This window comes from Pseudomonas sp. R1-7 (assembly GCF_051132105.1).
GTDB lineage: Bacteria > Pseudomonadota > Gammaproteobacteria > Pseudomonadales > Pseudomonadaceae > Aquipseudomonas.
The window spans coordinates 2,765,939-2,786,172 of the sequence record NZ_CP071661.1 but is presented as its reverse complement, the minus strand read 5'-3'; the positions used below and the strand labels follow the sequence as shown (position 1 = coordinate 2,786,172).

The window sequence follows — 20,234 nt, the reverse complement described above, 5'->3', positions numbered from 1 at the left end:
ACCTCAGCCAAACGACTGCCGCCGTGACTTTATCCAAGTTCAACCTGCCTGACCTGGGCAACACCCCCTCTACTTCGGAAATCATCACGCGGCACCTGCGCGACGCTATCGTCGCAGGACATTTCGCCGAGGACGAGCCGATTCGCCAGGACGATATCGCCCGACAGTTCAACGTCAGTAAGATCCCGGTTCGCGAAGCGCTCAAGCGCCTGGAGGCCGAGGGCCTGGTGATGTTCCAGCGCAATCGCGGGGCGATGGTCACACGGATCTCCGAGGCGGAGCTGGCGCAGATGTTCGAGGTGCGGATGCTGCTGGAAGACAAGGTGCTGCGCCTGGCAATTCCCAACATGACCGAAGCGACCTTCACCCGCGCCGACAGCATTTGCCGGGAATTCATCGGCGAGGACGACGTCGGTCGCTGGGCCGAGCTGAACTGGCAGTTGCATGCCTGCCTCTACGAACCTGCACAACGGCCCTTCATGGTGAGCCTGATCCGCTCGGTCCACGACAAACTCGAGCGTTACCTGCGCATGCAAATGAGCCTGTCGGCCGGCAAGGAGCGCGCCGATCATGAACACCGTGAAATCCTCGACGCCTGCCGCGCCGGCGACGTGGAGCGTGCGGTGAAACTGTTGGACGAGCATATCGCCGGGGTCTGCAAGACGCTGTTCGAGTTCTTGCCGACGAGCCGGTGATGCCATGGCGCTGTGCTGATTTCGTCACCGACGGCAGCTAAATCCATCAAGCCGACAGCCCCCGGCGCGCGCCACGCTTGTGTCCACTCATCTGAACGGACGTGGCGCCATGAAACGCATCACCGTGATCGACTCCCACACCGGCGGCGAACCGACCCGGCTGGTGACCGAAGGGTTCCCCGACCTGGGCCAGGGCAGCATGGCCGAGCGCAGGCAGCGCCTGGCCGAACAACACGACGCCTGGCGCACCGCGAGCGTGTTGGAGCCTCGCGGCAGCGACGTGCTGGTGGGCGCGTTGCTGTGCGAACCGGTGGACCCGGCCGCCTGTGCCGGGGTGATCTTTTTCAATAACAGCGGCTACCTGGGCATGTGCGGCCACGGCACCATCGGCCTGGTGGCATCGTTGGCTCATCTGGGACGAATCGGCCCCGGCGTGCATAGCATCGAGACGCCGGTGGGCACGGTACAGGCGACGCTGCATGAAGATCGCTCGGTCAGTGTGCGCAACGTGCCGGCCTACCGATATCGCCAGGCCCTGCGCCTGGATGTGCCGGGCATCGGCCCGGTGATTGGCGATGTGGCGTGGGGCGGCAATTGGTTCTTCCTGATCGCCGATCACGGCCAGCGCGTGGCGGGCGACAACCTCGACGCATTGACCGCCTATACCTTCGCTGTACAGCAGGCCTTGGAGCAGCAAGGCGTTCGCGGCGAGGACGGCGGGCTGATCGATCATATCGAGCTGTTCGCCGATGATCCCCAGGCCGACAGCCGTAATTTCGTGCTCTGCCCCGGCAAGGCCTATGACCGCTCTCCTTGTGGCACCGGGACCAGCGCCAAACTGGCGTGCCTGGCGGCCGATGGTAAGTTGCAACCAGGGGAAGTCTGGCGCCAGGCCAGTGTCATCGGCAGTGAGTTCGAAGGGTCGTATGAGCGATCGGGCGAGCGCATCGTGCCGACCATTCGCGGCCGGGCCTATATCAGCGCCGAGAGCACACTGATCATCGAGCCGGACGATCCGTTCGCCTGGGGCATTCGCCCGTGAACGAAGGCCATGCCGCAGACGTGATCATCATCGGCGCCGGCATCGTTGGCGCGGCCTGCGCCCAGGCCCTGGCTCAGCGTGGCTTGCGCGTGCTGGCGCTGGACGCTGGATGGCACGGGGCCACGGCGGCGGGCATGGGCCATTTGCTGGTGCTCGACGACAATCCGGCAGAGCTGGCGCTGAGTCAATATTCTCTGCGGCGCTGGCGGGAATTGGCGCCTGTGCTGCCCGATGCTTGTGCCTGGCGCAACAACGGCACTTTATGGCTGGCGGCCAACGCCGAGGAAATGGCTGTAGCCCATAGTAAATACCTGAACCTGATGGCCCATGACGAGCCCTGCGAACTGATTGGCCGCGCCACCTTGCACCAGCGCGAACCGGAATTGCGGGCAGGCCTGGAAGGTGGGCTGCTGATCAAGGGCGACGGTATTCTCTACGCGCCAGCGGCCGCCCGCTGGATGCTCGATCACACGAACATTCGCCAACAACGTGCCGAGGTCAGCGAAGTGGACGGCCACCGCGTACGCCTCGCCGATGGCCGTTGGCTCAGCGCCGGAGCGGTGGTACTCGCCAATGGCATCCAAGCCACCGAGCTGTGCCCGGAGCTGCCGATAGAGCCCAAGAAGGGCCACCTGTTGATCACCGATCGCTACCCCGCCGCTGTCGTCCACACACTGGTTGAGCTGGGTTACGTCACCAGCGCTCATAACGCCAGCGGACCGTCGGTGGCGTGCAACATCCAACCGCGCCCGACCGGACAGTTGTTCATCGGCGCTTCGCGGCAGTTCGGCAACGTCGATCCGCAAGTGGAAGGCTGGATGTTGGCGAAAATGCTCAAGCGCGCCGTGGATTACATGCCAGGGCTGGCGCACCTCAACGGCATTCGCGCGTGGACCGGTTTTCGCGCGGCGAGTCCCGACGGCTTGCCGCTGGTGGGGCAACACCCGCAGCGCAAGGGCTTGTGGCTGGCGGTGGGTCATGAAGGGCTCGGCGTCACGACCGCGCCGGCGACGGCCGACCTGCTGGTCGCGCAACTGTTCAACGAAACCGCGCCGCTGGCCGCCCAACCCTACCTGCCGCAGCGTTTCTTGGGAGCATCGGTCCATGCCTGATTTGTTTGTCGATGGCCGCGCGCTGTCTGTCGCCAATGGCACCAGCGTAGCGGCGGCATTGGCCATGGGGGCCGATGGCTGCAGCCGCACCTCGGTGACCGGCCAGCGCCGCGCGCCTTTATGCGGCATGGGTGTCTGCCAGGAATGCCGGGTGATGATCGACGGGCGACGGCGCCTGGCCTGCCAGACCTTGTGCCGCGATGGCATGCACGTGGACACCCGACCATGACCGAATTCGCCGACCTCCTCATCATCGGCGCCGGCCCAGCCGGCATGGCCGCCGCCCTGGCCGCAGCAAACAGCGGCGTGCGCATCGTGCTGCTGGATGACAACCCGAATCCCGGCGGGCAGATCTGGCGCGACGGACCACAGGCCCACTTGCCTGTCGAGGCGCGACGAATGCGCGAGCGTTTGCGCGCCTGCGCCAACGTGCGCTGTCACGCTCAAACCCGAGTAATTGCCAGCGCTGCCGACAAGACCTTGCTGGTGGAGAACGCCGAACAGGGTTGGCTGATCGCTTACGACCGCTTGATCCTGTGCACCGGCGCCCGGGAACTGCTGCTGCCCTTCCCCGGCTGGACGCTGCCCGGCGTCACCGGTGCCGGCGGCTTGCAAGCGCTGATCAAGGGCGGCCTGCCGGTGCGCGACGAACGCTTGGTGATTGCCGGCAGCGGCCCGCTGCTGCTCGCCAGCGCAGCCACGGCTAAACACCACGGTGCGCAAGTGCTGCGCATCGCCGAACAAGCCAGCCGCGCCGCCGTTATGGGTTTCGCCATGCAACTGCCACGCTGGCCGGGCAAGTTATGGCAGTCGCTCAGCCTGTTCGATGCCCGTTACCGCACCGGCACACATGTATTGGAGGCCCTGGGACGGGACACGCTCGAAGGCGTGCGCCTGCTGCAGCAAGGCCAGACGGTGGAACTGGCTTGCGACCGGTTGGCCTGCGGCTTCGGACTCATTCCCAATAGCCAGCTGGGCCAGGCGTTGGGTTGCGAGCTCGCTGGCCAGGCCCTGGCAGTCGACGTCTGGCAGGCGACCACTCGCCGCGATCATTACGCTGCGGGTGAATGCACCGGTTTCGGCGGCAGTGAATTGGCCTTGGTGGAAGGCGCCATCGCCGGCCACGCAGCCGTCGGCGATACAGCGACAGCCGAGCGCCTGTGGCCTCGTCGCGGGCGATGGCAGGGGTTTGCCCGGGCGCTGAACGACGCCTTCGTCCTCGACGCTCGTTTGAAAGGCCTGCCCCGGGGCGATACGGTGGTTTGTCGTTGCGAGGACGTGGCCTACGAGGCACTGAGTGGCCATGCCGACTGGCGCGAGGCTAAGCTCGCCAGCCGCTGCGGGATGGGCGCCTGCCAAGGCCGGGTCTGCGGTGCTGCGTTGGAACACTTGTTTGGCTGGACGCCGCCCGCTCCTCGCCCCCCCTTCAGTCCGGCGCGGATCGAGACGTTGCTGAGCCTGGGAGACGTCTCGGATCGCTGATGGGCGGGCTCATGCGAGTTGCATCGCCTTGCGGATACCCGTATCCAAGACACCCGCGGGCGCGAAGCGGCGCATGAACTGCAATTGGGCTGCGGCCTTTCCCGCGGTGTAACGCAACTTCGGACGGTCGGCGCGAGCGGCCTTGAGCACCACGTCAGCGACGACATCCGGGCCCTCGGCTGTCGCCATCGCTTGATTGACGACCTTGGTGACCTTCACACGAATCTCTTCGTACAGGTCCAACTTGGCATCAGCCTCAAGGCTGTTGCTCTCGAAGGCTGTCTTGGTATAGCCAGGCTCGATGACGACCACCCTGACGCCATGGGTCCGCAGCTCATGGTCCAAGGCCTGGGAATACCCACCCACCGCGTGTTTGCTCGCCACGTAGAGCGCCACATAGGGCACGGAAACGACACCCAGGATCGAACCGATATTGATGATGCGGCCCACGCCCTGGCGCCGCATGTAAGGCACAACGGCGCGCGTCATTCGCACAATACCGAGGAAATTGGTATCGAAGATCGCCTTCGCCTGCTCGATCGAGCTTTCTTCCGCCGCGGCCGGAGCAAGCCCGAAACCTGCATTGTTGACCAGCAAGTCGATACGCCCTTCCAACCGCAACAATTGCGCGACGGCGGCCTCGACGGAGGCGTCATCGGTCACGTCAAGCGCCAGCATCGCATACGTCTGGTGATCGGCCCGGGTCCCGCGCCGGCTGGTGCCGTATACCTGATAACCGGCCGCCACGAGTGTCTTGGCGATCGCTTCGCCGATACCGGACGAAGCGCCGGTGACCAACGCTACAGGCTTGTGGGTTGTCATGAAATTTTCCTCGGCAGTTGGGTCGGACCCGGCATCGATGCGTGTCGGGAAGCTCTATGATGATTAGCATAATCATAGACGTCAACAGTTTTGATTTTGATCGACATCTAATTAAGAGGCAGCCGATAAATGGGCTGCCTCCGCGCTCATCTCGCTGCCCTTGTGTTATCCATTCCGAGGCATCGACAGGTAATTCTGTCGCGCCAGATGACGCACCAGGACTTTGCCCTCCGGCCCCACGGTCGTCCCGAAAACCACCCGCTGCCCTCCTTTCAATCGTCCGTCCAAGGCACACTCCAGATGCCCCGGCATGGCCTGCGGCAGCAGCTCGATGGCAAGTTCCGCCAGCCGTGGTTCATATTTGAGCAAGGTATTGGTCATCGTCCTCATCAAGGTATGGGCCGTCGCGGGCAACCCTTGCAAAACCGTCCCCATATCGGGCAGCCCGTAGTCAGGCAAATGACTGAGCGTGCCCGCCCTGCAATTGAGGATGCGTTGCAGATTGTCCAGGACCGACAGCGTGTGCTGGTCCTGTTCGCTGACTCGATGCAAATCCAGCTCACCGGTGAAGTTTTGCAGGAGCATTTCGTAAAGTGACGGGTTGGGCTCGGTCATGGCTCACTCCTTCGCCAAGGGACGCAAGGTCAGTTGGTTGTCCCCCATCTCGATGAGCCGGGCCCGATCCGGGTCCAGGTCATCGCGCGTCAGCATCAAGCGCCAGGTATCCGATTGGGCGTCGGGACTGCGAAACAAGCCCACAAGCGCAACCACCCGCGCCTGCGGGTCCATCGGTACGCTCAACTGCGCTCCTGCCCCGGGTTTCACCACCACGGCACGCTTGTCCAGCAATGCACCGTCGAGCAGCCCCTCGTCACCGCTCACCAAGCCCTCGTAGGTGGCCAAGTCCAGCGCTTTGCTGTCGCGCAACTGATACACCCGGACCAGGGTCGGCAGCGACAAGACGCTCATGTCCGCAGTGTCGGTGTTCAGTGTCGCGCGCGCATTGAAATCCAGATGCAGGGTTTTCACCTGCCTATGAAAGACAGTCTCGGCGGCGGACGCGGTGCCGTGCGTGACGGTCTGGGTCAATCCACACCCGCCCAGCGCCAAGGCCATCGCCATCAGTGTCAAAACATTAAAAAGAGTACGAGACATGCTGTGTTTCCCTGTTCCGAGAATGGGTCGAGAGGCCTTGGTAGCGGCCCAGATTGATCGTGATCCTGTCGTGTTCTTTCACCTGCCAGCTGTCTGTTCCCAAACCCAGCACACCGGTCATGCTTAGACGTATTCGGGGATTCCCCAAGACTGCCGGCGGCAGGCTGCCCACCGCGACCGTCAAGTGAAGCGTCGCACTGCAACGCCACCCCAGGTACACGCGCAGCAGTACCAGCAAGTCGCGGTGCAGCGTTGAGCCGGGCAACCAATCGTTGGCCTCCCGAGCGTCATCGGTGGACAGCACCAGGCGCAACTGGCTGTTGACGTCTCGCCCGACACCACCCAGCGGCGTACCCACAGACAAACTTACCGGGCGGGACGGGTGAAGACTCGCCGGCTGCGGCAATGCAATCTTCTGCGGCCAATGCGGGCTGACTCGCGCTTGGGTGTGGGTCGCCAGCAGCTTGACCAGCGCCTCGATGCCTTCTGCGTTGCGGGTCGGCAGGCGCATGACGCTGAGCAACGCGAGAAAACGCGACATTGGCGTAGGGACGTGCCGCGCGGTGCCGGGAATGCCCAATCCGATCAGGCCCAGCAGGCATTGCGATGTCGCATCGGTGCCGCCTGCTGCGAAGGTCGCCGGGTAGGAATACTTGCGCCAGATCCGGTAGAACTGGGTGAAGATCCGGTGATTGAAAATGTCCAGGAAAGCTTCCAGCGCTTCATGGCCTTCCCGGCGTTGCGCGATGTCATCCACGAACGCCGTCGGCATCGGCGAGTCGACGCCATACAATCCCAGCACGCGAGTGCGTACCGTCGCCGGACGCCGCGGGTTTTGCTGATCGAACTCGATCCCTTTCAGCTCGCCCGCTGGAAAGCCCATGCCGGGATCGGGTCGAAAACGCACCGGGTCGTCCGCCGGGCGCGCGGTGCTGCCCAGCAGCGGTTGGTTGGGCAACGCTTGTTCCAGCAACTGGCAAAGACGGTACACGCTGGCCTCGGCCACCCGCTCCTGCAACGTATCCAGCAAACCGTCGGCGTTCAACCGGGAATTCGCTGGCTGTGGTTCTCGCTCCATCGCAGGCACGCTCCAGTAGGTTGAAGAACCAGCGTGAGCTGGGTGTACAAATGGATGTCCGCGTAGAGCGCAAAGAAGCGGTTGAGCATTTCGCCGAAGAGACTGATATCGCCCTCCCCCGAAAATCCGTTGGCGTCCAGGGTGATTTCGATATCCACCCCTCGTAGCAGGAAGCCCTTTTCGAAGCGCTGGACCAGGTGATGACTCACCTCGACAATCGCCGCCAGCCTGCGCCGGTTGAGCTCGCTGCCCGTCCAGTCGTACAACGCCAACGTCCCGCGCAACACCTCGGCGCTGTCGAGCATCGGCAGGAAGTTGGAGCCCAGGTGGCTGAGGATGCGCCAATGAAAGCGGTCGCGATTGGGCGGATAGCATGGCAACGTCGGGGCACACAGATTACGCACCCGCAGGCCGAACTGGGTCGACTGCACCGTCGTATCGAGTACGGTGCCCTGCAACGCCTTGCGCGGCAGTTGGCCATGGGTACCGGTCAGGCTTAACGAAAGGCGTTCAGGGGTCTGCAGGCGATCCTCGTCGAAGCCTTCGCCGCCCAGGATCAGCCAGGTGTCATGCAAGCCATTGGCGGCCCGCTTCAAGCGGGTGTGGAAATAACGTTCCGGGGCTTCGTCGCGCAGCATGCCACCCTTGTGGCGGAAGCTGGTGAATGGCACGTAGTCCAGGCGCTGGTCGTCCTTCGATGCGGTGACTTCGTCCACCGAATAGATTTCAAGATGACCATCCTGCAAACGCATCGGACGCAGCAGGTAATCGGTCTGCAACGGGTCGAGCTCCAGCGGGTCGGCCTCCAGCACAAACAGATTGATCACCGGCACGGCGTGCAGGCGGATGTGTTCGGCGCCCAGGTCAAAGGCATGAGGCCAGGGTTCGCGCAGCACCACTTCGAGGTCGAACCAGGGCGCGGCGGATTCAATCACCCGTTGATCCAACCCGCAAAGGGTGACGAACATGAATTTTTCCCGGAACGTGAAGTACTCCAGCAGCAACTGGTAGCCACTGAAGGCACTGTCGCCCTTGGGCCACAGCCGGTCCTCGTCGGCAAACCCCTTGGCCGCGAAGTAGCCGTCCACGGATGTGCGGCCAGGCTGCCCTGCCACGCGCACGTACATCGCCTGCCTGTTCAGGGTCAGGGCTTGGTGCAGCGCGCTGGCCAGCGGCGCATCGGCATTCAAGTACAACGGCAGGCGACTCAGGTCGATCTCTGCCCAAGGGACGGACGCGCTACGGGCAAAACGCAAGCGCAGCAGCGAGCGGCCGTCCGGTTCCTGGTCGCGCTCCACGGACACCAACGCCAGCGGCTGTAGCGTCACGTCTTGCGTGGTGGTGTAGCGACAACGGGTGCGCTGCGGCCCGATGGGTTGCGACAGGATCTCGAACCCTCGGGCGATCCGTTCGCTGCGCTGTATCTGCGCAAGATCGGGCATCAGTTCGATGATCGACAGTGACGGAATGGTCCGCAGATAATGAGGCCACAACAGACTCACCAAGCCTTCGGTCAGCTCCGGCAGGTCATCGTCGAGCTTCTCTCGCAGTCGCCCCATCAGGAACGCAAAGCCTTCGAACAGTCGTTCCACATAGGGGTCCCGAGCCCCCGGCTTGTCCAGGTTAAGGTGCGCCGCCCGGTCCGGGAATGCTTCGGCGAATTCCTTGCCGGCCTCGCGCAGGTAGCGCATTTCGGCGTCGAAATAGCGCAGTGTCAGATTGTCCATGTCCATAAAGAATCCTGATCAATGAGGGTCAGCCGCACAGCACTGCGGCACGTATTGGATCGATGGCTACGAGCGCCGCCAGCAAGGCTTCCATGCGGCGGGCCAGGGCAGGTTTGTCGGTGTCATTGCGCTGGGCTTTCAAGCGCAGCAGCTTGAGCAGGCGAGCCTTGACCTCGAAATACAGCTCGGGCTCCCACACGCGCAGGTCGTGGTGTTGGGCGGCGGCGTCCAGTTCCCCCAGCAGATGGATGGCCAGATCAGTCTTGCCGAACTGTTCGGCCACCCGGGCCATCAGCAACCGCAGCAGCCAACGTTGCCGCCCGCCATGAATCTCCGGGCGCGACGCCAGCCAGGCGAGCGCGGGCTCGACCCCTGCCCTGTCGGCCTGCGCCAGGGCTTCGCCTTCCCATGACAAGATGTCGGCATCGCCGATGCCCTGCACCGGGCATGCAGCAGGCTGCCATTGTCCAGGGCGATTGCGGCTGACGTGTTGGGCAATCCATTCGAGGGTGGTCTCATCGGCGAAGCGCGTGCCGTCACTCCAGCGCAGCAGCTCCAACCCCGGCAACCGATCGAGCAACATGCCCAGGTCACGCTGGATGACATCGGCCCAGCCATCCTGTGGCGCGGGTTGTTTACTCAAGGCTTGGTACGCGTACCACTGCAAGTCCAGCCAGAAGTGATTCACGCCTTCGGCATAGATCCGCTCCACCTGATCGAGTAACTGGCGCCAGCCCTGCTGCAGGTATAGACGCTTGAGCTGCGCCCGATAATCCGCCCTCGGCGGCGTCAGCCGGGTATTGCCATCGGCGTCCTCGGGCGGCGCTTGATGCACGGTGTCCCAGCGCAGGCTTTTCATCAGCCGATGGGCCGCGAGCCAACCGTGGGGCTGGTCGCGCAAATAGCCGGCCAAGGCCCGGCCATGGTCCAACAGATCCCGGCCGGACTTGATCGCGAGCACTGTCGGCGCGCCTGCCTGGGCATTCGAGTCCTGGTTGGCCGCATTCTGCGGGACCACGGCCGCAACGCCGCCCGATTGAGCCAGACGGACAGACAGCGCCGCATGCAATGCCCCAAGGCAAGGGCGTTGATCCTCCGGCCACGCCGCCAGGCCCTGCTCCAGCCAGGCCAACGCCGCGGCCGTGCGCTCGGCCTCGGCCCTGACCACCTCTGGATACAACGACAGGGTATCCAGCACCTTGCCGCCGGCCAGCCATTGCAGCGCCACCTTGCGACTGTTGGGACGCGCCGGCAGCAGGCTGTCGGCGAACCGCTCCAGCAAAGCCGCCAGCAGACCCAGCCCATCGGCCAGCCCCGCTTCACCGTCCCTGTGCAAGCGCGCCCACACGTAATAGGTCGCCACGCGCAGATCCTTGCAAGTCTGGGTCAGCAGCTTCTCGGCCAGCTTCGCCACTCGCTCGGCATCGGCACCGGACAACTTGTCGACCTCTTCGCGCATGCGCTGGAAGTCATCGTCATAGCCGGGGTCGTCGCCGACGGGTGAAGCTTCGCTGATCGGTTGTAACCAGGGCTGCCAGCGTGCGGTCTCTTCACGGGCAATGGCCACCGCGTCGCGCGCTCCCAGGCAACGGGTAATCAAGCTTTGCAGGCTCATGACTTGGAGCTCTCGGACACGGGCTTCCGGAACGGGTATCCATGCTGCCGCACGATGCCGTCTGGCAACGGCTTGCCGAATACACCGTAGCGGGCCGGCCAATCCTTCACAGGTAACTTGAACGTTCCAAACACCATATCTATCAGCGGCAGGTGAATCGCGTAGTTTTTATAGATGTAGTCCGCATGACGGGCGTGGTGCCAGTGATGATATCGGGGAAGTACAAGAATGAATTCCAGCCAGCCCGCGTTGACTCGCATATTCGCGTGGGCCAGTACGGCTTGAATGCCAACCAGGACCACATAGGCATTCAATGCAGGCGCAGCGAAACCCAGCAACATCAACGGCACCAGTACACCTGTGCGCGTTAATAAAATTTCAACGAAGTGGACCCGCGAACCGGCCAGCCAATCCATCGCGGTACTTGAATGATGGACAGCATGGACTCGCCATAACCAAGGCACCACGTGGTAGAGGCGATGCAGCCAGTACTGCCCCAGATCAGCCACCAATACCGCGAGAAAAAACTGTACGACCATAGGCAGGCTCTGGACGTTCTCCTGAAGGTTCGGGGAAACCGCCCATCCCGCCATGAAGTTTGAGGAAGCCGTGATGAAAATCAGGATGAATTGCACCAGCATATGGCTGACGAAAAAATAGCCCAGGTCCGTGCGCCAATGGGGACGCAGGATGTTCTGCTCCGGATCCTTGGCATACAACTTTTCCAGCGGGATAAATACCGCCGCAGATATCAGGAGCGCCAGTACGAACCAATCCAGCCCCAAGGAGTAAGGTGTCTTACCGATGGCATCGACCTGTATGTCAGTCCCACCGAGGACCATGGCCAGACCGGAAGCGACAATAGCCGTAACACCCAAGCGCTTATGGCCGTTGAGCATTATATTCAACGTGCCCAAGCTGAACGACAGGATCAACCCGAGCAGCAACAGCGACCGGGCGAATTGCTCGTCGTAAACCTCGCGCAATTCACTGGTCGTCAGCCACTCCGGCAGCAGGAAGCAAAACACTGCGAGCAAGCTCAACAATCCCAAGGTGGCACCGATGTAGCCACTGATGCGCCCTTCGCCAAATATGAAAGGAGCGTGTCCATGTTTCTGTAAATAAGTTTTGATCTTGTGCATTACCTATCCTTTTTGTTTGAAGCCGAGCGGTATTTCTCCTGTCGCTTCAGCGCGACGGAGAGCCAGGCGCCAATGGATCCCTCCAACGATCAATCCAAGCAGACTCATTTTCCTCTCGCGGGCCTAGCCCTCCGCCGCCTCGCGTCCTTCCAGAAATATCCGCCCCGGCAACTTGAACCCGCGCAACTTCAGCAGGGTCATCGGCCCGGCATCCAGCTCGGTGCGCAGGTGCCAGGTCAGGCCCAGGCCATCGGGGGCCTTGAGCACCATGCGATAGCGGCTGTCGCCGTCGTCCAGTGGCGTGAACCTGGCCTGTTCCAGCAAGCGGATCAGCCCCCAGGTGCCGGCGTAGTCGGCGAACAGCCGCTCGCCGGTGTGGACGCTGGTCCAGGTCAGGCTGACCCCGGGATAATCGCTGCGTCCCGGCCAGCCGAAGCGCTGCCAGCGTTCCTTCTGGTTGAAGTACTCGTGTTTTTCGCCGTTGAGGATGAACGTGGTCTGCACCACATCGCGCACGCCTTTGCCGCTCAGCTCGAAGCTCAAGCCCAGGCCGCCGTCGGTGTAGAGCACGTCGGCCAGGTCGCTCAGTTGATTGACCGCCGCGAGGAACTGCGGATTGATCCGCAAGCCACGGCCATGGCGTGGATCGGCCACCCAGCGGTTGCCCTCCTTGCGCAGCACGCCGCTCAACTGACTGTGCAGGAAGCGTTCGATGCGCCCGGTGTCGGCGCGGATCATCTGCCCCAGCATCGGCAGCGAAGCGTCGCTGGCCGTTGCGGCGAACGGATAGCGCCCGGCGAAGGCCGCGTTCCAATGCTCGACGATCGAGCGCTGCCACTGGCTGTTGAGGCCCGCCGCCGACGGTTGCAGCACCCGCTGCCAAGCCTGTTCCAGCGGCTGCACGAACAGCGTTTCGCCAACGCCGGCCCATTGCGCGCCCAGGCTCGCCGCCATCAACCGGCCATAGGACTGGGTGTCGGTCAGGTCGATGCCACGGCCCTGGAACACGGTCTGCGCCAATGCCTGGGTCATTTCCATGGGGTCGCTGGCGGTGCTGATCTGTTGCAGTTTCAGGCGCACGCGGGTCACTTGGGTGAGGTAGGCCTGCAGGCTCAAATTGTCAGTGCCGCCCTTGACCAGGGCCAGCAGCGGTCCGAAGGTGGCGTCCAGCGGTCCACCTGGCAAATCCACCCGTGGGTCGATCAGCGGCGCCGTCTCCGGTCCGATCAGCTTGTGCGCGGACTTCATCAGCGAGTCGCTCAGGGCCGGTGCGCGAGTGCCCGCCTGGCCTTGATAGGCCAGGGTGTTGAGCAGCGCGATCAGCGGCGATTGACGCACGTCGCTCATCAGCGTCAATTGGTCGATCACCCCATCCAGGTTTTTCGCTTGGCGGGTGCGCAGGCTGTTGAGAAACCCCAGCCAGGCGCTGGCGTAATCCTGGAAATAGCGCTCGGTCAGGCGCTTCTTCAGCACATCGGGGGTCAATCGGGGATCGGCCTCGCCGGGCCTGTCGCTGAGCACCCAATCGATTTCCTCGCGCCGCGCCTGGGCGATGTCGTCGATGGCCTGGCGCACCTGGCCCTCCCAGGCCTGGCGTGTGAACACCCCCGGCACGCGGGCCTTGCTGGAAAACAGCCCGGCGGCCTCGGTGTCGCCGACCATCTGCGCCAGGCCCAGGGCCGGATAATGCTGGGCGGCGTCGTCCAGGACCTGTTGGTACAGGCTGACCTCGGCGTTGCGCTGGCCCAACTGGTCGAGCAAGGCCTGGCGCACCTGCGCCACCAACCGAGGGTCGGCCTCGATGCGCCAGTCGGGGTGCGCGGCCAGTTGCTCGGCGTAGAACTGCCAGAAGCCGGGCGCCAGTGTTCGCCAGAGCCCGGCTGACTCGCCCTCTCGGGTGGGATCAGCCTGGGCAAGCGTCTTGACCAGAAGCTGCGCCTCGGCTTTTTCCGGACGCGCCATCATCAGGTACGCCTTGAGCTGATCGTAGGCAACCGTCGAGCGCTCGACGCGCTCGGGACTGCCCGGCGCCAGCTTGACCAACGCCTCCAGTTGCTCACGCAAGCGTGCCGCCGCCGGGTCGCGCACCAGGCGGTTATTGGCCTCGACATAACGCGGCCAGAGCGTTTCGAGCAACTGTTGGTTGCGGTTCAAGCCAAAGCGCTGATACCACGGTGCCCCGTATGCGACGCGGTGATCCAGGCGCGCCAGCACGTGGACCAGTTCATTGAGCGCCAGCAATTGTGCCTCCGGGGTCGATGCCTGCTGCCACGCCGTCGACACGGCCTGCACCTGGACGATCTGCGCCCGGTTGCTGACAAACGACATCACCATCCCAGCGCCCCCCACCAGCGCCAACCCCAGGAACAGCACAGAAACGACTCGCGGCGCGCCCCAGCCCAGCCGCGCGCCGACAGCCTTGTCACGCTGAACGCCATGCCACACCGGATCCGGCCACCAGAAATGCTCGCCTTCAGCATTTTCAGTCCCGCGCAGCGGCTGGCTGAACCACAGCCCCCGCAGCCTCACCCCCGGATTGAATCCACTCAACGACGGCGCCAGCGCCTGACGCCAGCGGGCGATGCCATCGGCCTGCAAATCCCGGGACAAGCGCAGCAGGAAATCGTGGTGCATCTGCTTATTGAGCTTCATCTGCGCAATGCCCTGGCGACGCAAAGGCTCGACCAGTTCCTCCAGGCAATCCACCAGCGCTGCCGACGTGACCTTCGCCGGCAGCAGACAACCCACCGGCTGACGCTCGCGACCCTCCTGCGACCACGTCGCCTCGCACACCTGCCACAAGTGCAACGGCAACTGCCGGCGCATCCGCCGCGCCAACCCCTGCAAATGGCGCATGCCCTTGGCCAGCGCCACTGCATCGCAGACTTGCTCCGGGGTCAGTGCCCAGACCACGCCGTCCAATGGACGCCATCGGCGTAGGTTGAGCCATGGGTCGAGCACAGGATTTTCCAGACTCTCTTGGAGGCTGCCGCCCCACAGCAACACGGTGCGCTGGCCTTCAAGCCATTTTTTATCCGCCAACTGCGGGGCGATGGCGGTGATCTCGGTGGGTTCGCCGACGATGAGCAGGAGGCGGACCTTGTGGCGCCAGAGGGGGCCGTATAGGTGGCGGAGGGTTTCGCGGAGCTCAATCAACGATTTTTCATTCATCGAATGGGGCTCGACCTTATTGAGCGTCGGTGGCGGGCTGGTGTCCGTCTGATATTTTCGATAAGCCGAACGGCCCAAGACGTTGCCTAGAAAATTGAATCCACCCAGGAACAACACCAATACCAGCGCCATCGTGGATATTCCCAGCAATCCGAGCGCCTGAAGGTCACTATCAGGCTGAACGCCCAGCGACTGAGGGTATCGCCACATCACAGCGCCCAAGGCTGCGCAAATCAGCAACATCCCGCTGGCCACCGTCCATACACGTATAAAACTTCGCAGCTGCATTCGAATTTCCTATTCCGGGAGGGAAGGCGCAGGCGTCAATGCCATGCCCCAAAGCCTGGCGTCAGCGCGGCCATTGCCGCTGAAAATGAACTGCGGCCCCGCGCCAACCTGAATGGCTTGCGTCGCCGCTACAATCGCCAGCCATGGCGAAGCTTTGCCTGGGCTCCCCAGCATTGCGTCCAAGTCATGGAGCCCATGCTCGTGCTGCATCGGTATCGATAACTGGGTGGATACGCTGTCCACGGCTGTATGACGTTGCGCATCAATACCCGCCCGCCAGACCTGCGGGATCGCCTTGAACTCTACCGGTACCCAGGCACTTGCCTGCGTCGCGGCAGCATGCAGCGCGTCGGGACAAGGTTGGTGCTCCTGCTCCGGGCGGTGGAGCAAAGCCACGGGTGCCACGTTGGTTTGCGCCAGCTGATTGCCGAGCAACAAACCGGCGATCACTTCCGCCGTGCCCTCGGGTTGTCTCGGTGCAAACTGCAATCCGATGACCAGCAGCACAGCTTCCTCATAAAAGCGCTGATCGAGCCATTGATCCAACGCATCCAAGCCATTGCCTTCGAGTAGAACCGGTGCCTGGCGGATAGCCGACGCTTGCCATGCCTGCTCCCACGTCCGGTCCCACCCGGAACGCGACAAGCCGCTATCGACGTCCAACAGCAGCCCCAGCCGCGTATAGTCAGGCAACTGGGCCAGGGTAGGGGCCAATTCCTCCAATACCTGTTGCAACGTTCGCAGCAACAACGGTTCGAGATCTTCAGCCCCATCGCCCGGTAAACGACTGTGGCATGACGATGACGAAACGAGCCTTGAAGGCTGCATCGTTTGCGCCTTGATGCCACTCTGCAAAGCCTTCAACTGCACTGCAGGTTCGTCGCCGGGGGCGCGCAGGGCGGTATGCAAGTCGACTTTCAACACCTGTAGCAATCGCCTTCCTTGACGGTTTTTTTGGACAAGGTCCGCCTGTCGTGCCTGATCCCAACCATCGGCTACCGCTTGTTCGCCGAGATACAGCAACGTCCGCCCGAAACCCAGGGCACACCACCCCAGCAACGGCACGCCCAAAGCCAGGCCCCAGGAAACTTCAGGATTCTGGTGCAACGCTTCGGGGCCGAGCGACAAAACGCCCACAGCTCCCAACAACAGACAAAACACCAATAACCCAAGCCAAAGCCTGGCCCGTGGCCGTACCGGCCTAGGCGCCAAGACCGGGATGTCATCCATTCGCACCGGCATGATTAACGGGCCCCCACGCCAGGCATCGATGAAATCAGTGCACAGCCACAGGCGCACAGATGCCCGGCAAAGGCGACGGGCACGCCATTGTCCTTGAACGTCGGATGACCTTCGGCAATGACCGTGCGCCCATGCCCCGGCACCGGGCAATCCACCGGATCGCCCTGCCGAGCGACACCGATACCGCCGAACTTCATGACGGTTGAACCTGATCGGACGGTGCCGTTTCCTGAGTTTTTGTCGCCGATTCGGATGATGTTTTTCATGTTGTTTCTCCTTGTTAAAAATCTGATTTCTATCCTCTTTCGATTTTTTTAATTCGGCGGTTGTACATAAAACCTCCTTGGCAGTGGTGTCGATCCGAATGCGCTTTTCATGTCTTGGTCCGTGTTTGTCTGCTCGATGCCTTGGTATGCCTTATCTGTTAAATAGTTTTTTCCCGGTAGAGTGCATTGCTTGTTAAAAATCACTCCATTCCCTTTTCTGACGACAACTCTGTACTCCGTTACACCAAGGCTCTCGAATGAGTAGGTATATGCGCCTCGTTGGAAGGCAATAGCCGTGCCGAGACTTTTTGGGTGGCTAGATATATAAATATTAAAAACACCATTCGGCGGCCTCTGCTCCTCTGGATATTGCAGCTCTAGTTTTTCTTGTTTGTAGCCATACGTCGGGGTTCCATAACGATATTGCACATAGCCTTTGTCGGGGGATGTGTTGTTTTTAGCACAAATGGAAGCTACCTCACCTTCGTAGGTGTCTTGGTCGAGACCTCCATCAAATGCACAGCTTATATAAATGGTTTCGCCTTCTCGACACAGGGTTGTATTGATTTCAACATTGGGGTCGCTTGCCCAAGCCTCCGAAGAAAAGGCTGAGAGTATTAGCGAGGCGCATCTGGCTTTAGTCGGCATAAAAGATATCTCGCCAAATTTGTGAAAAATGCTTTCTTCTCTCTAGATAGCTATCCGTATTGCTGTTTACTATTTTAGTGATTTTGTCCACAATTTCTGGGTGGGGACCTTTATCTGCGATCTTATATAGGTTATTGTTGATCCAAAAGCTTGCAGCAGATCTAACTGCGTATTTCATTGTCGTCAGCAAGTCTGGGTTCTCGACGAAGTCCAAATCATCATCCGGCCATTGAACCGAGTTTTGACGGTGCCATCTCTGAAACTCCATATAGTTATTACGCCCTGTTAGTTGCTTAAGCCCTCGACCACGATAGGCCCAGCCGTCACCACTTGAAATGCCTCGATTGCCTAGTTCGGCTCGTGATCCGTACGCTCCATTTGCTATAGCTTCATAATCGGTTCGAGTCATGCGCACCCCGTTTGCCTTTTTCTTTCCCAGCTTGATTTCGTAGCCATGCTCATCAGCTTTGTTCGGGTTGTTTCTAAAATAACTAAATATCTGTACTAGCGATGTTGCTGCATAGCCAAAATTCTCTTCTATTACGAGGGTTGGCCCGGTCTCTTGGAGAATTTGCGCAAAAAAAATGAGCCTTTCTTAGTGGGGTCTCTAATTTATAAAATTCAAGATGCTCATTTAACTCGTTAACGATTTCTTTTAAGTCCAAATTTCTGTTCAAGCCAAGCCCCGGATATATTTTGTTCAGCATTTCCAGGGTAAAAATAGAGCCAGCATCTTTGAAATTGCCCCCAACCCCCACCGGATGAAAGTGATAAACCTTCCCGTCCTCCGGCAGCCCAACCTTCTCCATCACCTCATCCCACCAACACAACGCCTTGATCCGCTCTTTCTCCGCCAACCAGTTCACATGCGGCGTCGAGCCGCTATGGCCGAGCAGTTCGTCCAAGGCATCCCACTTTTGCGGGCGGTGGAACCATTCGCTTTCCTTGAGCACGATCAGTTGTGAGATCGATTGGGCGTGGGCCGGTACGTTGAGGGCTGTTTGCAGCTCTTCGGCGGTCATCTTGCCGTCGTGGTTGCGGTCGATGATGTCGAACAGTCGGCGCTGGACCGGCCCTTTGTCGCCCGCGTCGGCCATCGGGCCGTAGCGTTCCAGTTGCGCGCCGCTGAAACGGTCCACGGCGCGGTGGAAGGAGGCCAGGTGTTCTCGGGGGGACGAGTAGTCGAAGATCACTTCGTAGCCGTCCCATGACCAGGGATTGACCCATGGCGTCACGCCAACTTCTTCGCATACCCAACCGTCCAGCGCAGCGTTGTCGCCATCGTTCAGCAGGCCATCGAGGCGGTACCAGTTTTGTGCTTTTCGTTCAGGCGTGTCGAAGACGGCGATCTTGTATTTGTCCGGTAAGTCATCGAGCAGGCTTTTGGGAACCAACAGGTCGGCGTCGCTGAAGCGGTTGGCTCTCGCTAAATGTGGGGGGCGCGTGGTGTTGTAATCATCTTGATGCGCCAATACGGGGGTGCCCTTGGCGAGCTTCAGCCAAGTCTTGTCACGCTTGGGCAACCGTTCGGCCCAGGCGCGACTGGCTTTGAGGAAGGCGCGCACGTCTTGTTCGCTGAATACTTCCAGGTGCAGTTTGTTTTCCGGGCGATCAGCGTTGTAGCTTTGGTACTCGCCGATGTGGCCGATCAGATCTCCGGCCTTGATAGGCACCGGTTCGTCCAGCACCACCACTCGATCATTCGCCAGCGGTTCCAGCTCCCCTCGCAACGAGGGGTAATGGACGTATTGGTTGACGCGCTCCAGCTTTCGGAATTCGCCTTCGCCACTGATCGTCACTTCGGTGCCCGACGGCAATTCCAAAAGAATTTCACTGAGGAGATTCGCTTCGGCACGCACATTCAGCGAGCTACGGCTCCTGACGCGATACTGATTTGCAGAAATGAGCTCCAGGAAATAGACAGAAAGGTAGCCGCGCAGCGCACCTTCGGTATCGATCAAAACCTCCGGTCCAAGGGTATTTTCCAGTTTGCGGAATTCACCGTCGCCGCTGACAGTTACCTCGGCGCCGGCAGGCAGGAATGTCAGCACCTTGCCTTGACGGGCCATGTTGCGCACGTTCAGGCCGCGTTGTTCGGAGCGACCGTAGAATATGTCTTGTACCGTTTCCTTCACCCAACGGGTCTGCCCCTCAGGCCAGAAACTCGGGCGCGTCAGGGCTGGGTCTTGCTGGTAAGCCGCCCAGTCCTGCAAATGCATGTACAGGCTGTAGACGATCAGGCTGGGCGGTGTGTCCGGGCTGCCCTTGATTTTCGGTGGCTGCAAAAGATGACGCACGAGCACGAAATTTCGCGAGAAGGGTTTGTTCACGACGAGCGTGTTGAATTGGTAGGCCGTGGTCGGTGCGTGTTGATCGATGCGATACGCCACCACTTCTCCGTCGGCCAGGCAGTGCACGCTGGATTGATCGAACTGGCTTGCGGTGCCCCCGTCGAAATGCACGCCGCCATGCCAGAGGCCATTGCGTCCCAGTGGGAAGTAACCCGCCGTGGCCTTGGCCAGTTGAGTCAAGTGCAGCAATGGGTGGTTTCTGTCCTTGAAGGGGTGGCTCCAGGTGTTGACTGGCGACAGCCCGACATCCTGATGTTCAAGCGGCGAAGGGGCGTTGATGGGCCTGGTATCCGGCGTCGGCCAGATGGGAGGACCCGCTTGATCGGGTCTTGAACCCCTGCGATTGTCGGAGCGTTCGAAAAGGCGAAGCAGTGAGTTGAGCATGGTTTATTTGGCCT

18 protein-coding genes are annotated in these 20,234 nt (G+C 61.4%); 5 read left to right on the top strand and 13 right to left on the bottom strand.

Going from position 1 to position 20,234, the window contains the following annotated elements; genetic code table 11:
- Positions 1-23 precede the first annotated feature (23 nt).
- The 5 genes from J3P79_RS12540 (at position 24) to J3P79_RS12520 (ending at position 4,331) form a co-directional block, all read left to right on the top strand.
- Complete coding sequence (locus J3P79_RS12540; protein ID WP_039588308.1) at positions 24-695, top strand: GntR family transcriptional regulator; 672 nt, start codon at positions 24-26, stop codon at positions 693-695.
- Between the two features lie 109 nt (positions 696-804).
- Positions 805-1,737 (top strand): 4-hydroxyproline epimerase, encoded by a 933-nt coding sequence (locus tag J3P79_RS12535; RefSeq protein WP_434610983.1) that lies wholly within the window; start codon positions 805-807, stop codon positions 1,735-1,737.
- Positions 1,734-2,849 (top strand): NAD(P)/FAD-dependent oxidoreductase, encoded by a 1,116-nt coding sequence (locus J3P79_RS12530; protein ID WP_434610980.1) that lies wholly within the window; start codon positions 1,734-1,736, stop codon positions 2,847-2,849. Before J3P79_RS12535 ends, J3P79_RS12530 begins: the two co-directional genes overlap by 4 nt.
- Positions 2,842-3,078, top strand: coding sequence for a 2Fe-2S iron-sulfur cluster-binding protein (locus tag J3P79_RS12525; RefSeq protein WP_434610977.1), 237 nt, complete (start codon positions 2,842-2,844; stop codon positions 3,076-3,078). The genes J3P79_RS12530 and J3P79_RS12525 overlap by 8 nt, the downstream gene beginning before the upstream one ends.
- A complete protein-coding gene (locus tag J3P79_RS12520) occupies positions 3,075-4,331 on the top strand; it encodes an FAD-dependent oxidoreductase (RefSeq protein WP_434610974.1) in 1,257 nt (418 codons plus the stop codon). The genes J3P79_RS12525 and J3P79_RS12520 overlap by 4 nt, the downstream gene beginning before the upstream one ends.
- A gap of 9 nt (positions 4,332-4,340) precedes the next feature.
- Here J3P79_RS12520 and J3P79_RS12515 read toward each other — a convergent pair whose 3' ends face one another.
- From J3P79_RS12515 to J3P79_RS12455, 13 genes are all read right to left on the bottom strand, one after another.
- Complete coding sequence (locus J3P79_RS12515; protein ID WP_434610971.1) at positions 4,341-5,153, bottom strand: oxidoreductase; 813 nt, start codon at positions 5,151-5,153, stop codon at positions 4,341-4,343.
- A gap of 165 nt (positions 5,154-5,318) precedes the next feature.
- Complete coding sequence (tssE, locus tag J3P79_RS12510) at positions 5,319-5,768, bottom strand: type VI secretion system baseplate subunit TssE (RefSeq protein WP_434610969.1); 450 nt, start codon at positions 5,766-5,768, stop codon at positions 5,319-5,321.
- 3 nt (positions 5,769-5,771) lie between these two features.
- Positions 5,772-6,308 (bottom strand): type VI secretion system lipoprotein TssJ, encoded by a 537-nt coding sequence (gene tssJ / locus J3P79_RS12505; RefSeq protein ID WP_434610967.1) that lies wholly within the window; start codon positions 6,306-6,308, stop codon positions 5,772-5,774.
- Positions 6,289-7,386 carry a type VI secretion system baseplate subunit TssG gene (tssG, locus tag J3P79_RS12500; protein WP_434610965.1) on the bottom strand — a complete coding sequence of 366 codons (1,098 nt, stop codon included), beginning with the start codon at positions 7,384-7,386 and terminating at the stop codon, positions 6,289-6,291. Before tssG ends, tssJ begins: the two co-directional genes overlap by 20 nt.
- Positions 7,350-9,119, bottom strand: a complete 1,770-nt coding sequence (gene tssF / locus J3P79_RS12495; RefSeq protein WP_434610962.1) for a type VI secretion system baseplate subunit TssF — start codon at positions 9,117-9,119, stop codon at positions 7,350-7,352. Before tssF ends, tssG begins: the two co-directional genes overlap by 37 nt.
- A 22-nt stretch (positions 9,120-9,141) precedes the next feature.
- On the bottom strand, positions 9,142-10,728 hold the full coding sequence (gene tssA / locus J3P79_RS12490) for a type VI secretion system protein TssA (RefSeq protein WP_434610960.1): 1,587 nt from the start codon (positions 10,726-10,728) through the stop codon (positions 9,142-9,144).
- Positions 10,725-11,870 carry a sterol desaturase family protein gene (locus tag J3P79_RS12485; RefSeq protein WP_434610958.1) on the bottom strand — a complete coding sequence of 382 codons (1,146 nt, stop codon included), beginning with the start codon at positions 11,868-11,870 and terminating at the stop codon, positions 10,725-10,727. Before J3P79_RS12485 ends, tssA begins: the two co-directional genes overlap by 4 nt.
- Before the next feature lie 123 nt (positions 11,871-11,993).
- Positions 11,994-15,329: an ImcF-related family protein gene (locus tag J3P79_RS12480; RefSeq protein ID WP_434610956.1), complete on the bottom strand. Its 3,336-nt coding sequence runs from the start codon at positions 15,327-15,329 to the stop codon at positions 11,994-11,996.
- A 9-nt stretch (positions 15,330-15,338) separates the two neighbouring features.
- Complete coding sequence (locus J3P79_RS12475) at positions 15,339-16,466, bottom strand: hypothetical protein (RefSeq protein ID WP_434610954.1); 1,128 nt, start codon at positions 16,464-16,466, stop codon at positions 15,339-15,341.
- Positions 16,467-16,573: 107 nt separating this feature from the next.
- A complete protein-coding gene (locus J3P79_RS12470) occupies positions 16,574-16,837 on the bottom strand; it encodes a PAAR domain-containing protein (protein WP_434610953.1) in 264 nt (87 codons plus the stop codon).
- Between the two features lie 48 nt (positions 16,838-16,885).
- The gene (locus tag J3P79_RS12465; protein WP_434610952.1) at positions 16,886-17,485 is read right to left on the bottom strand and encodes a hypothetical protein; all 600 of its coding nucleotides are present in this window, start codon (positions 17,483-17,485) and stop codon (positions 16,886-16,888) included.
- Positions 17,475-17,894, bottom strand: a complete 420-nt coding sequence (locus tag J3P79_RS12460) for a glycoside hydrolase family 19 protein (protein ID WP_434610950.1) — start codon at positions 17,892-17,894, stop codon at positions 17,475-17,477. Before J3P79_RS12460 ends, J3P79_RS12465 begins: the two co-directional genes overlap by 11 nt.
- 82 nt (positions 17,895-17,976) lie before the next feature.
- Positions 17,977-20,220 (bottom strand): hypothetical protein, encoded by a 2,244-nt coding sequence (locus J3P79_RS12455; RefSeq protein ID WP_434610948.1) that lies wholly within the window; start codon positions 20,218-20,220, stop codon positions 17,977-17,979.
- Positions 20,221-20,234: the final 14 nt, after the last annotated feature.